This window comes from Paenibacillus sp. FSL H8-0034 (genome assembly GCF_038000305.1).
Lineage (GTDB): Bacteria > Bacillota > Bacilli > Paenibacillales > NBRC-103111 > Paenibacillus_S.
Genome location: NZ_JBBOBS010000001.1, coordinates 8176550 through 8190370, shown reverse-complemented (window position 1 = coordinate 8190370; position 13821 = coordinate 8176550). Strand labels below are relative to the sequence as shown.

Sequence of the window (13821 nt, the reverse complement as noted above, 5' to 3'; positions counted from 1 at the left end):
GCGCAGGAAGACAATTCTTGGAAATGGAGATGTAACCCAAAGCCATGCAAATTTCGAGCCTTTCCCTTAAAAATACGATTAACCGATTTGCAGAAGATCGGGAGGAGTACGTCAAGGTGTTCTGGCTGTTCGGTTATTTGTTCTGCGTAGTTTCGGCCTCCACCATGGGTCGAACTGCAGCAGACACCTTGTTTCTCAGCCGCTTTGATGCTTCTTACTTGTCGACAATGTATTTGCCCCAGGCGGCGGCGATGATCCTGATGGGTTTTATATTCCAGCGGTACAGCAGCAGGTTTCGACTGGATCGTTTGATTCTCGGGTTGATCCCGTTGATTTCGTTTCTCGTGCTTGTTTCGAGGCTTGGTGTAGGTACGGAAATGCGTTGGGTGTTTCCTGTTATTTATGTCGTGTATGATGTGTTTAACTTTTTGATGATCGTCTGCTTCTGGCAGTTCGCTACCTCGGTGCTCGATCAGCGTAAGGTTAAACGGATGATTGGCTGGGTCGGGAGCGGCGGTATTATGGGTGGAATTTTAAGCGGTTTTGGCTTGAAGGCACTGGTACCGGCTGTCGGCACAGCGAATTTAATTTATTTTTATGCCGGGCTGCAGCTGCTCTGTCTGATAGCAGTCGTGCAAATTCTACGAATGCTGTCTGCGCCCAAAGAGCTCTTTTCAAACGACACCTCTACGAGGAAACGGCCACCAGCAGCAAGGAAAAAGGTTGAAGCCAAATCAAGCCTGTTTCAGAACGTGCCTCATTTGAAATACGTGGCGATCATGTCGGCGGCGCTGGTGCTGTCGCTTACCTTAATCGATTATCAATTCAAGGTTATTTTGAAAGAGACGCTGCAAAATGAAGCCTTGGCCGGATTTATGGGCAGCTTTTATGGATATTCGGGACTGTTGGCTTTATTCGTTCAGTTGTTCGTATCGGGTAGGGTGTTAACCCGTTTTGGTGTGATGACGGCGCTGCTGGTGTTTCCGATTGCCTTGTTTATGGGCAGCTTTGGTGTGCTGCTGATGCCTGTGCTGGCAATGGCTGTAGCTGTTAAGGGTAGTGATAAGGTCATTGGGGATACGATTTATTCATCCGTCAGTCAGCTGATTATGTTCCCGATTTCACCGGAATGGCGCGGGAAGGCAAAAGGTTTTCTGGACGGTATTGTGCGTAATGGAGCGAAGGGTCTGGCTGCTTTGTGTTTGCTTGTCGTCTCCCGGCTGTTTGCCCCACAGCAGCTTAGCTATATCATTCTGGTGCTGCTGGCTATCTGCATCGCGGCTGCGATCAAGGTAAAGGGTGCTTATTTGAAGACACTGCTGTCCACCCTGCAAACGGGCCATGATGATCTGGAGAAGGCAGAGCTCAATATGATGGACCCGTCAAGCCGCTTGCTGCTGGTTAATGCTTTATCGAGTCCCGATAAGCAGCAGGTGCTTTATGCACTCCGTCTATTAAATGAGCTGGATTCGTTTGACATGAAGCCGTTTCTCCCTGCACTGCTGCAGCATCCTGCTGCCGAGGTTTGTTCCGAGGCATTGGTCTATGTAGAGCGAGTGGCACCGGATGGGCTGGAGCCTGTGCTGCAGCAGCTGCTAGTCGAAGGGGACCAGCAGGTACGAGCGAGAGCTTTAATAGCGCTGGCTGCATATGCGAAGGATGAATATATCGATGAAATTACAAGCTATCTGGAGAAACCGGAAGTCCGCATGAGAGCGGCAGCAATTGCAGGACTTGTCAAATATTATGGGGTTGAAGGCATGTTCCGCGCGGTAGGTACACTGAAGCAGCTGCTGGAAAGTATCCATGAGGAAGAACGGATGGCGATGGCGGCATTGTTTGGCCAAATCGGGATTGCCAGCTTCTATAAGCCGCTGCTTGCCTTGCTTCAGGATGCCTCCCCACAGGTACGTATCGGTGCTCTGCAGTCTGCGGCTGCGCTTCAGGTATTGGAGCTGGTTCCTTATATTGTTCCTCTACTGGATAGCAGTGAGACCCGGCGTTATGCGGTTGCTGCATTAGCTGCTTATGAGGAAAAGCAAATACTGCCGCTGCTTGAGCCTTACCTGGATGAGCATGCCGCTCTGTATTTGCCGCAGGTGTACGAACGAATCGGTACCCAGCAGTCATTTGATAGGCTGATGTCGCTTTACGGATCCGCTCGCTTTGAACTGCGTGACAAAATTCTGGAAGCCCTGCAGAGAATGAACAAGGACCATTGGCGGGTCGATGAGAAGCAGGTTGAAGAGCTTATTCTTGGGGAAATTCAGCTTTACTGGAAATTTGCCGTACATGGGGCACGTATATTTGGAGTAGAGGATCGCTCCGAAATGCCGCTGATCATTGAGCAGACGCGTCTTTCGGTATGCAGGCGTATTTTCCAACTATTATCCTTGATCATTGATGCCAAGACCGTACAAGCGGTGTTAGCCAGCTGGTTGTCGGGCGATAGCAGACAGCAGGCGAATTCGACCGAAGTGATGGATCAGATGCTGCAAGGGAACCTGCGTACTGAGCTGGCCAGAATGATGTCGACTCCACGTACGTTAACAGGTACAGCTTCACCTGAAAAGTTAAATGAAGATTCTTTGATTTGGCTGTATGAGCAAGGAGATCCGTGGCTTCGTCACTGGATTCGTTATATGACCATGCAGAGCCATTCCAGCAGGGCACATGCTTTTATCGAGGAGCATGCAAACGCAGAAGAGCAACAACTATCCTCTGAAAGCCTTGCCGATCAGATCGAACGTGTCCGACTTTTACACAATGTCACCTTATTCCACGGTTTGGTAGCTCGCGATCTCTCGGCGATAGCACCTCGATTACAGAAGCTTAGTCGGGTACAAGGAATGGATATCATTCGTGAGGGCGACCCGGGTGATTCTTTATTCATCATTCACAGTGGTCAAGCAGGTGTATATGTGAATGGCCAGCAGGTAAGCGGTTTGAAGTCTGGCGACTGCTTTGGAGAAATGGCTGTTCTGACTCAAGGGCTGCGGACGGCAACGATACGGGCAGAAACCGATATTGAGCTGTGGGAGCTGGATTCTACAGCATTGTATGAAATGATGTTCGATCGTACGAGTATTGCGATTGAAATGATGAAGCTGCTTTCACGCAGGCTGCGAACCAAGCTGGAACGGGGCGAGCAGGAAGCCAGTGATCAGAACACTGTTCAGGAGATTGCAGCGGTGAGCACAGTATCATCTCCCGATACTGCGGATCAGTCCAAGGATGCGATCATATTGCGGCGTATTCTGGTTTTGCAGAAAATCAATTTATTCGCCCATCTCAATCAAGATGACTTCATCCGGCTTGCCCAGATCGTTGAAGAAGTCACCTATGGCCCCGGTGAAGTGATCTGCAAAACCGGGGAATTTGGAGACACGATGTACGGGATTATTGAAGGAAACGTCCGCGTCCATAATGGAAATGAAACGTTTGCGATGCTCGGTCAAGGAGATTGCTTTGGAGAGATGGCGGTTATTGACAGCGGTCCGCGTTCGGCCGATTGTACATCAACTGGTGCTACCGTGCTGCTGGAGCTGCAGCAGGATCAGGTTTTTGCCTTTTGCTTTCAAAATATCGAAGTGCTGCGCAGCATGATGCGTGTGCTGGCAGAACGAATTAAAGGTATGGTGTAGTTTAAAGCTTTGATCAAAATGCGATAAAAAAACCTTCATTCCACACAATCAATCCGTGGACATGAAGGTTCTTTTGCTTACCACTCCATTTTATTTGGTTTTGGCTTGCAGCAGCTCCACGAGCTGTTGTCCGATATTGCCGCCTTGAGGACGCTGCCCGCCTTGCCCATTTGCATTGCCTGAGGGATTGGCTCCCTCTTTATTAGCTGCATCGCCCTGAGGACGCTGTCCCCCCTGTTTACGCTGCCCGTCCTGCCCTTGACCGGCTCCTGCTTGTCCACCGGCTTGATCACCTTGTGGAGGCTGACCAGCTTGTCCGCCATTTGCTCCGCCTTGTCCATTAACTCTTTGCTTGCTCTTGGCTTGAGCTTCTTCAATGAACTTTTTCTGGTCGGCAGTTAGTGGCGCCAACAGATTGGTTTGCGCATCTGTGCTCAGCTCGCTTTTGGTCACGGCTTCCTGAACAACCGGCAGCATTTTGGCAGCCTGATCCTTCGTAATGGCAAGACCAGTGGATTTATCCATCATAATGAGGGATTGGAACGTCATCATCATCGTACGCTGGTTCGAATTGGCTGCTGATCCAGGTGCGCCATTTTGTGGCTTGGCTTGATCTGCTGCCGGACTTGTTGTACTTGCCGCTGGCGCTGCACTTACCGAACTAGAGGCACTTGGTGCTGCCGTATTCGTACCACATCCGCTTAATAGTAGGGCTGTTAATGCACATGCTGCTATCATTTTTGTTGTTTTCATCTCTACACCACCATCTCCTTTAATACCAAATTATAGAACAATAAACTGAATGGAGACTTAATGGAGTCTGAATGCCAACTTAAAATGTAGTGTAAGCGCAGCACCACCGTGAGCCATTTTATTTATGCGGTTTTACTTCATGAGGTGGGCTGCGGACAGCTGAGGATCAGCGATTGTTCGATACGAAGTGTAATCACTAGTATCTTCAAATCGTTATATCGGGCTTCAAATGTTCTGATGGAAATCCATCTGTGAATAAGTTATAACTGAAAATAATACGACTACTATGTACAAGGAGCGATAGTGATGATTCATTTGAACAAGTATTGGGAGGATCTGAACGTTCTGCAGGTGAACAGGGAACCTTCGCGGGCCTACTATATTCCATATCAGGATGAGCAAGCAGCTTTGTCGCAAAAGAGAGGGCGTTCCCCTTTTTACCAAACTTTAAATGGCGGCTGGAAATTTAAATATCATACCAGCGTTAAATATGTGGAGGATGGATTCTACGAGACCTCGGCCGATGTTAGCGGCTGGGATGACCTGCTCGTACCTTCCTGCTGGCAAACCAACGGTTACGATCAGCTGCAATACAGCAATGTCAATTACGTAATCCCTTGTGATCCACCTCATGTGCCTAATGAAAATCCGGCAGGACTGTATGTACGGGATTTCAACGTATCGGAATCCTGGAACGATAAAGATGGGTATGTGGTGTTCGAAGGGGTGAACTCGTGTTTTTACCTGTGGGTGAACGGCAAGTTTGTCGGCTACAGCCAAGGCAGCAGAATCCCTGCGGAATTTAATCTGGCTCCGTACCTGACAAGCGGCAAAAACCGGATCGCCGTGATGGTACTAAAATGGTGCGATGGTACGTATATCGAGGATCAGGATTTGTGGAGATTTTCGGGGATTTTCCGTGATGTGTATTTGCTTGCACGGGACCGCGCACATATCCGCGATGTGTTCAATAAGCAGGAGCTATCGGATGACTTCGGCAAAGCCGTTTTACGAAGTGAGCTGGTAAGCACAGGACCGCTTGAAGTTAAGGCCGAATTAAAGAACGCCCAGGGATATCTTGTAGGCGAAGGCAAAGCGCTTATAGATGGCAAGGGCAGTGTAGAGATTGAGATTACCGCTCCAGAGCTGTGGAATGCGGAAACACCTTATTTGTACCAGCTGTATATTCATGGCGGGGACGAGGTGCTGCGGTTTTCCGTAGGATTCCGCAAGGTGGAAATCATCGACGGTGTGTTCAAGATCAATGGAGCAGCCGTTAAGCTTAAAGGCGTTAACCGCCACGATTCTCATCCAGAGCTTGGCCAGACGATTCCGCTGAATCACATGATCAAGGATCTGGACCTGATGAAACGGCATAACGTGAATACCGTCCGAACCTCGCATTATCCTAACGATCCGCGGTTTTTGGAGCTGTGCAACGAATACGGGTTTTATGTCGTGGATGAAGCGGATCTGGAATGTCACGGTGTGCATAATGCCGGTGATTACCATATGCTGACGAAAAACCCGGAGTGGGAAGCAGCATTTGTAGATCGGATCGAGCGGTTGGTCGAACGGGATAAAAACCAGCCTGCGGTTGTCATCTGGTCATTGGGCAACGAGGCTGGCTACGATAAGAATCATATGGCGATGGGGAAGTGGGCCAAGGAGAGGGATACGTCCAGACCGGTTCATTATGAAGGTGTAGATCCCCGATACAACGGTAGTAAGGACAAGGAATATATCGATTTGGAAGGCCGGATGTATACGTCCACTACAGACATTGAAATTTATGCATTGGACCCAGCCAGCACAAAACCGATGTTCCTGTGCGAGTACAGCCATGCTATGGGTAATGGACCTGGAGATTTGAAAAATTACTGGGATGTCATCTATAAATATCCGCTGTTAATGGGTGGCTGCGTATGGGAATGGAATGATCACGGGATCAAAACCGAAACGGCGGACGGTGTTCCTTTCTATGCATACGGAGGCGATTTTGGGGAGAAGCCCCATGACGGGAACTTCTGCATCGACGGACTGGTAAGTCCGGACAGGAAGCCGCACATCGGGCTGCTTGAATTGAAAAAGGTTATTGCTCCTGTCCGCATCGAGGCGCAGGATTTACACAAAGGTACGATCGCGATTACCAATTTGTATGATTTTATCGACTTGTCGCAGGTTACGATCTATTGGAAGGTTGAGAAAGACGGGCACACCGTGCAGCAGGGTGAGCTTGCAAGTATCGAAGCGGCTCCTCATACTACGCAAACTGCGGTTGTTCCTTATACACTGCCGAAGGCTTCGTCCAGCCGCTATTTCCTGACATTGTCGGTCAGGTCAAAGCAGGATTACCGTTGGGCAGAAGCAGGCTATGAGCTTACATTCGAACAGTTTGAGCTTCCGGTAGCTGCAGTCGTTGAAGAGAGCAGCAAACGGGAAATTCCTGCGATTCGTGTAGATCAGCAGGGTCATACCCTCGTGATAGACGGTTTTGATTTCCGGCACAGCTTTGATTTGTATGATGGTACCTTTGTAAGTGTAACGAAACAGGGTGTAGAGATGCTGCAGGCACCGTTCGCCTTTAACATCTGGCGGGCTCCGATCGATAATGACCGGAATATTAAACACGAGTGGATGAAGGAAGGCTATGATCGGGTCAAGATGCACGTATACAGCTCCGAAGTCGTTAAGCAGACGGGTAATTCTGTAGAGATCTCCGTACAGTATTCGCTGGGAGGTTATATCAAGCTGCCGCTGCTGCACGGTACCGCGCATTGGACTGTAGATGGCACTGGAGCCATCTCATTGCAGACGAAAGTAAAGGTAAGAGAAAATTTGCCCTTCCTGCCACGGTTTGGTCTGCAGCTGACGATGCCGCAAGGAACGGAGGAAGTCGAATATTTCGGTTTTGGTCCGCATGAAAGCTATTCGGACAAGCGGCAAAGCGTGAAGAAGGGTAAATACCTGCTGACAGTCGACGAGATGCACCAGAATTACGTGATGCCCCAGGAAAACGGCTCACGTTATGGAATCGAATGGGCCATTGTATCCAATGAGCAGGGTATGGGTCTGAAATTCTCCAGCCGCGGCGGTGAGTTTTCCTTGAATGCAGCGCACTTTACACCAGAGGATTTGGCGATTGCCACACATGCGCATGAGCTTAAGAAGCGTAAAGAAACGATTGTCCATCTGGATTACAAGATGAGTGGTGTTGGCTCCAATTCCTGCGGACCCGAGCTTCTGAAGCAGTATCGTTTGGATGAGAAGGAATTTGAATTTAGTCTGACGATTATGCCCTTGTTTAAAGAGGACGAATAAACGAATTGTGGATATGTGTGGATAAATTGTGGATAAAATGTGAATAAGTGATCTGATAAACACGAATTAAAGTTGTATTCCTTAAGCAAACAGGCAGCCCAGGGGTTTAACCCTTGAGCTGCCTGTTTGCTTTTCCCGTCCATTGCTACCGTTTGAATCAAGATGTCTGACACGGAGTCGCCAGAAGCAGCATAATCAGCACCAACGCACCGAAGTTTGAATATGTGCTAGTTTCTCATGGAATCTGGGAATGACAGAGACTATGACCGGCTTGTTTGCTCCTGTACGCCCGGGGAGAACATCCTTTTAGCTTGCGAAATGTTCGGTTAAATGTCGAATAGGCATCGAACCCGGACTCCATCGCTACCTCGGAAAGCGGCATATCCGATGAGAGCAGCAAACTGCAAGCATGACGAATCCGCAGTTCCTGAAGGAATTCCAGAAAACGAATACCATAATAGTCAGAGAATAGCTCACTAATATAGGTCGGATGAAGATGAAATTCATCAGCTAATACAGATAACGTAACGGATTCCAGATAATGCTCGTGCAGGTATCTAATCATTTGCCAAATGGGTTTGGTTCGAACAGGTGCTGAGCCTACTAATTGAGCTGATTTATGTGTGTGGGATCTCATATTCCTTGCATAATAGGTTAACGCTTCAAGCAATTTTGCTTTGATGATCATATGTTTACCATAATCATCAACCTGATATTCTTGCAGCATTTTCGCAAATATCGATTGAATATCCCCAAGTATGGAAGAATCGAATTGAACGAAGCTGGATTGTTGGCTGTCTCCTCCATAGATCAAGTCCCATAATACCTGCTCTGGTTCAGCCCCCTCCGTTAGCAGCTTCATGTCAAAATTACAAATGTACATATCCAAAGGACTTAAAGGATCGGCCTCGATTTGATGAATTTGATACGGCAGCAGCAGCACCATCGTGCCAGGTGTCATGGAATGCGTTAACCCATTGATGAGTTCCTTTCCTTTTCCGTCCATAATTAAGGTTAACTCAATAAAATCGTGGCGATGTGGCGGAACAAGTGTGTGCTTTTTTCTTTTGATGTAAAAAGGGAAGCTGGTGTTCATGTTGGGATATTCAATCAGGTATTGAGGATACATGTAGAGCCCCCTTGTTGCATGATACCCTCTATTATAAATGAAAAGAATTTCTTTAGAAATGATCATTTTAGCTTGAAATATGATCAATTTACTCTGAAGAAAGCGATAAGATGAACATGTACTTACAATGATTGAAAGGGTGTAAGCAATGGTACGATTAGCACATTCCGAATTGTTGAAGCTGAAGCGCTGGAATACCCCGACTATATATAACGGTTGGGAGGCTATTACGAAACACGATATCACTCGCGGATTCAATATGGAAGCGACAAGAGATTTTATGCCACAAATGGGGCCTATGGTTGGTTATGCCGTTACCGTGCAATTTCAACCAAGCAATCCGGATCATCCGATCCAGAATCCGAATGCATGGAGTGAATATCGTCAATATGTGGCCGGTATTCCCGGTCCGAAGATCGTAGTGGTGCAGGATCTGGATAAGCCTAATGTCATTGGCGCTTTCTGGGGAGAAGTGAACAGTAATATTCACAGGTCATTGGGTTGTATAGGTACGATTACTGATGGAGCTATCAGGGATGTGGATGAAATGGCCAATGCTGGTTTTAAAGCCGTCGCTCGTCAAATGTGTGTAAGCCATGCCTACAGTACGCCGGTACGTTGGGGAATCGAAGTGGAGGTATTCGGTACGAAGGTAAAGCCGGGGCAATTGATTCACGCGGACAAACATGGTTTTCTCACCATTCCTGAGGAGGATGAATCCAGGCTGCTTGAAGCCTCCTTATATATGGACAGTAATGAATGCAACACGGTTATTCCTGCCGCTCGTCATGCTGCTGGTAAATCGACAGAGGAGCTTTTGCTGGCAATCGATGAAGCGGGTCGCGAGTTTGGCGTCAATATGAAAGCAAGGTTCGGTGGAAAGGGCGAATGGTAATCTTAAATAAGGAGCAGCTGATTATAGGATTGAGATCATTTCGGTGGCTCCTAAATTAGAAAAGAGGTGAAGAAGATGATCTGGGGTGACCTTGAGCATTGGGAAGAAGAAAAGCACGCATATCATCCAGCTTTACAAAAGGCGATTCAGTATTTAATTGAGACGGATCTGGACAATGCTGAGGTTGGGACTTATCCGATCCAGGGGGATGATATGTACGCCATGGTGCAAGCACCCGTCACGGTTATACGAGCGGAGCGTAAATCAGAGCATCACGCCAAATATATAGATGTTCAATATTTAATTGGCGGTGGTGAAGAGCTGCAGGTTGTAGGCAGACAATCGCGCGGCAATAGGTCCGTAGAAAATGAATTGGAATCCAAGGATTACGAATTATACGACGAGGTTGCTGGCGAGAACGAGATTGCTTTGACCCCTGGCATGTTTGTCGTGTATTTCCCGAATGATCTTCACCGTCCGGTTTGTGGAAGGTTGGGTGGGATTAAATTGAAAAAGGTCGTGATTAAAATTAATAAATCCCTACTCGGTTTGCAGCAAGGATGAAGAAGCTTCGATTCTATCGTGCTATAGGGCCGTTTTCGATAGGAATAACCGCTGTCTCGTTCGTGATATAATAAAGCAGCGCCCATCAGCTTGGAGCCCCATTATGGGGATATAGGGAGCGGGAAGCCACAAGAGGCTTCCTTTTTGCCGTCGAAAGGAAGTGTTATTGGATTGTGAATATTCGAAGCACAACGAATAAGAACAGGTTCATGCAAGGAAAGGAAGAAAGGATTAGAAAGAAGTGGTACTATCAGCTGCTTCTTTCCTATTTGCCAGTGTTTTTTATTGCTACCTCGATCATCGTCATTATTTCTTTTGTGGGTGTTCGTTTAACTATTGGCAATGAAGCGAAGCGGGTAAACGAAGTGGCAACTACCCAAATGCTGAAAAACATAGATGATGCATTGCGGTCTATCGATCATTTAATATTAAAGGAAATTCTCAACAATGTAGCTTTTGATAAATTTTTTGACTTGTCGAAGGAGACGGATAAATATCTGGATTCCCTGGAAATGAGTGACCGAATCCGTAACATTATTCATGCCACACCCTTGATAGATTCCTTATATTTATATCGATTTCGCGATCAGATTGTGCTGACTAGAGATGAGAGAATAGCCATCGAGCAGTTCCAGGACAAGGATTTTTTGGCGAAGCTGCTGCAAAACCAACAGCAATCGAAGTGGTCGGATTTACGAGAGGTTACGGAAACCAATGTAGTGACCAATGAAACCATATCACGTAAGGTGTTGACGTTGACCAGCAAGGTGCCGACGATCTCGGGTGAGCTTGGACTGATTGTTGTGAATGTCCGCCCTTATGCTATTCAATCGATGATTGATCAAATGGCTAATTCCAGCTACAGCTTGTTGGACTTTGTAGATAAAAATAATACTACGATCGCGTCGGTTCGTGATGCAGCTCTGCCCCAGGAGGATCGACTGGCGAATCAAACACATTCCTTTACCATCAGATCTAGCTATACGGGATGGAGCCTGCACAGCTCCATTAATAATTCCGAGGTCTATGGTTTTAGCTCTGCGATTTATTATGGTTACTTTGCGTTCTGGATTGCTGCCATCGCAGCAGGGGCCTACTGGATATATTTGATTACCCGAAGAAATTATAAGCCTGTTGAAGCTTTGATGGGCCGCTTGGAGAAATATAAATCCGAAAAAAGCCTGCAGCTGCTCGGCAGCGACAAGCGGGGCGAGTTTGATTATATTGAGCATGCTTTAGACCACCTCATTGATCGATTTGACTATCAACAACGGCACGTAGAAGAACATGTGAAGCTGCGTCAACGAAAGCTGCTTCTGGATTTACTTGAAGGGAGTTTTGTAGACCGCAACGATGAGATTGTGAAAAATATGCTGGAGGAGCAGGGCCAAGCCTGTGTTATCGTCGTCGAAATTGATGCTTATGAGCATTTTGTGGAGCTATATAATAAGCATGATCAGTATTTATTACGATTTGTGGTCGAAAATGTCTGTTATGAGGTTTCTCAGGAGCATGGCATTCAAGTCTGGGCAGAATGGGTGGAGGGGCATCAACTTGCCGTTTTATTTCCATCGCGGGAGTCGGCCTCGCAGGTAGAGGCTACATCTCGGAAGCTGTCCCAATGGGTTCAGGACAATTTGGATTTTACGGTTACCATTGGCATAGGTTCGCCTGCCAAGAGCATGGGCGAGGTTTCGGGTTCCTACGAGCGCGCTTTGGCAGCAATCAAAATGAAGTTCAAATTCGGCAGAAACCGGGTAATCCGGTTCCATGATCTTCCTGAAACGGAAGAGGAACTGATTGTGCAGCCAAAGGTTTTGAAAATGATTGCGCAGTCCTTTCGCCAAGGGGACACTGAATGGCCCAGGAAGCTGCTCGATTTTGTCAACCAGACGACAGAAGCCCATGCTGCCAAAGAGAATGTACAGCACATTTTGCAGCTCCTGTTATTTTCGATGGATCGGGAGATGAGCGAGGTCTCTTCAGAGCTTAGAGCCATTTGGAAAAAACGATTATTGCGGTTAAACGAGGGGTTGGATACGCATGAAACTGAAATAGAGCTATCGCAGTTTTATTGCAGTGAATTGAATGAAGCTTACGAGGATATTAAACAACATAAGGATGAGAAGTCACACACAGCCTTAATGCATAGAATCAAGGAACATATAGATAAGGAATATATAGACCCAGACTTGACCCTTGCCAGGCTCAGTGAAGTTTTTCAAATCAATTCCAGTTATTTAAGCCGGACGTTTAAAGAAGAGATCGGAATGAATGTGACCGATTACATAGTCGTGAGCAGAATGGAAAAGGCGAAGCAGCTGTTGAAGGATACGCAAGAAGCTGTACAGGACATTTCGGTTCAGGTTGGATACACATACACGATGTCTTTTATTCGAGTATTCAAAAAAACAACGGGGCTCACCCCCGGTGAATATAGAAGGCTATCGGCTGAAGCCTGAAAAGTGTAATTAATCCTGTGAGTATTCTCTTGACGCCTCTCATTGTCCATATATCCAATGCGGTTTATCCAGTAAAGGAATGTTAATCAGGCTTTGTTCATCGGAAGTAGGCTGCATGTATGCCTTCGGAAGACAGGAACAAAGCCTGTTTGTATCGCTGTTATCGAGAAAAAAGATGGATATTGTCTCATGGGTCCGATCATTATATGGTGATTACACCAAACGGGATGATGTCCAGGAGGAATAGGGATGAATATTAAATACGACCGATTTTATGGAGGGAAATCGAAGGCATTAACCTTAAGCTACGATGATGGAAGAGAACAGGATCGTCGACTAGTTGAGCTTATGAACCGGTATGGTCTCAAAGGTGCTTTTCATTTGAACTCCGGTTTGCTGGGAAGGCCGGGCTATATTCATAGTGAAGAGATTCAATCTTTGTATCAGGGACACGAGGTATCTGTCCATACGGCAAGCCATCCTTTTCTTGATTTGATCCCGCAGGAGCGATTGATTATGGAGATTATGGAGGACCGCTCTGCATTGGAGGAACTGGTGGGCCACCCGGTTAGAGGGATGAGTTATCCCTTCGGCAGCTATAATGAGCAAGTGGTCCAGCTATTGTCCGCCCTTGGCATGGACTACGCACGGACAACCGGGGGCAATGGGGGATTCAGTCTGCCTTCCAACCCGCTGCTGTGGAATCCGACCTGCCACCATAAGCAGATGCTGGAGTATGGGGAGAAATTCATCCTGTATGAACCAAGGCATTCCCGAATGAGCCTTCTTTATATATGGGGCCACAGCTATGAGTACGATCGTGACGATAATTGGGAGCTTGTTGAACAATTCGGGGAGCTCGCAGGTGGGCGAGCGGATATCTGGTATGCTACGAACATTGAAATTATTGCTTATCTGCATGCGCTTCAACAGCTTCAATGCTCGGTATCCGGGCGTATCATTCATAACCCGTCAGCAACTGCAGTATGGGCCAGCGTAGAAGGGGAGGCTTTCGTGATTCCTGGCGGTCAGACGGTACACCTGTAAGGTGTA

General features: G+C 47.2%; 8 protein-coding genes. 6 read left to right on the top strand and 2 right to left on the bottom strand.

Translation table 11 applies throughout. From position 1 onward, the window contains the following. Window positions 1–44: 44 nt before the first annotated feature. Window positions 45–3644, top strand: a complete 3600-nt coding sequence (locus NST47_RS36490; RefSeq protein ID WP_341159470.1) for an Npt1/Npt2 family nucleotide transporter — start codon at window positions 45–47, stop codon at window positions 3642–3644. A gap of 90 nt (window positions 3645–3734) precedes the next feature. Here NST47_RS36490 and NST47_RS36485 read toward each other — a convergent pair whose 3' ends face one another. Next, window positions 3735–4397, bottom strand: a complete 663-nt coding sequence (locus NST47_RS36485) for a hypothetical protein (protein WP_341159469.1) — start codon at window positions 4395–4397, stop codon at window positions 3735–3737. A gap of 306 nt (window positions 4398–4703) precedes the next feature. On the opposite strand from NST47_RS36485, the gene NST47_RS36480 reads away from it, so the two are divergent. Beyond that, window positions 4704–7718 carry a glycoside hydrolase family 2 TIM barrel-domain containing protein gene (locus NST47_RS36480; RefSeq protein WP_341159468.1) on the top strand — a complete coding sequence of 1005 codons (3015 nt, stop codon included), beginning with the start codon at window positions 4704–4706 and terminating at the stop codon, window positions 7716–7718. A gap of 235 nt (window positions 7719–7953) precedes the next feature. On the opposite strand, the gene NST47_RS36475 is transcribed toward NST47_RS36480, so the two are convergent. Next, window positions 7954–8847: a helix-turn-helix transcriptional regulator gene (locus NST47_RS36475; RefSeq protein WP_341159467.1), complete on the bottom strand. Its 894-nt coding sequence runs from the start codon at window positions 8845–8847 to the stop codon at window positions 7954–7956. A 148-nt stretch (window positions 8848–8995) separates the two neighbouring features. Here NST47_RS36475 and NST47_RS36470 point away from each other — a divergent pair, with 148 nt between their 5' ends. From NST47_RS36470 to NST47_RS36455, 4 genes are all read left to right on the top strand, one after another. After that, window positions 8996–9742 (top strand): RraA family protein, encoded by a 747-nt coding sequence (locus NST47_RS36470; protein ID WP_076230440.1) that lies wholly within the window; start codon window positions 8996–8998, stop codon window positions 9740–9742. Between the two features lie 75 nt (window positions 9743–9817). Beyond that, window positions 9818–10306, top strand: a complete 489-nt coding sequence (locus tag NST47_RS36465; RefSeq protein WP_341159466.1) for a YhcH/YjgK/YiaL family protein — start codon at window positions 9818–9820, stop codon at window positions 10304–10306. 173 nt (window positions 10307–10479) lie between these two features. Beyond that, window positions 10480–12768: a helix-turn-helix domain-containing protein gene (locus NST47_RS36460; protein WP_341159465.1), complete on the top strand. Its 2289-nt coding sequence runs from the start codon at window positions 10480–10482 to the stop codon at window positions 12766–12768. Between the two features lie 249 nt (window positions 12769–13017). Continuing rightward, window positions 13018–13815 (top strand): polysaccharide deacetylase family protein, encoded by a 798-nt coding sequence (locus tag NST47_RS36455; protein WP_341159464.1) that lies wholly within the window; start codon window positions 13018–13020, stop codon window positions 13813–13815. Window positions 13816–13821 lie beyond the last annotated feature (6 nt).

Excerpts from the sequence above, each read along its gene's own strand:
- NST47_RS36490 (WP_341159470.1), top strand. The coding sequence starts at position 45 with ATGCAAATTTCGAGCCTTTCCCTTAAAAATACGATTAACCGATTTGCA.
- NST47_RS36485 (WP_341159469.1), bottom strand. The coding sequence starts at position 4,397 with ATGAAAACAACAAAAATGATAGCAGCATGTGCATTAACAGCCCTACTA.
- NST47_RS36480 (WP_341159468.1), top strand. The coding sequence starts at position 4,704 with ATGATTCATTTGAACAAGTATTGGGAGGATCTGAACGTTCTGCAGGTG.
- NST47_RS36475 (WP_341159467.1), bottom strand. The coding sequence starts at position 8,847 with ATGTATCCTCAATACCTGATTGAATATCCCAACATGAACACCAGCTTC.
- NST47_RS36470 (WP_076230440.1), top strand. The coding sequence starts at position 8,996 with ATGGTACGATTAGCACATTCCGAATTGTTGAAGCTGAAGCGCTGGAAT.
- NST47_RS36465 (WP_341159466.1), top strand. The coding sequence starts at position 9,818 with ATGATCTGGGGTGACCTTGAGCATTGGGAAGAAGAAAAGCACGCATAT.
- NST47_RS36455 (WP_341159464.1), top strand. The coding sequence starts at position 13,018 with ATGAATATTAAATACGACCGATTTTATGGAGGGAAATCGAAGGCATTA.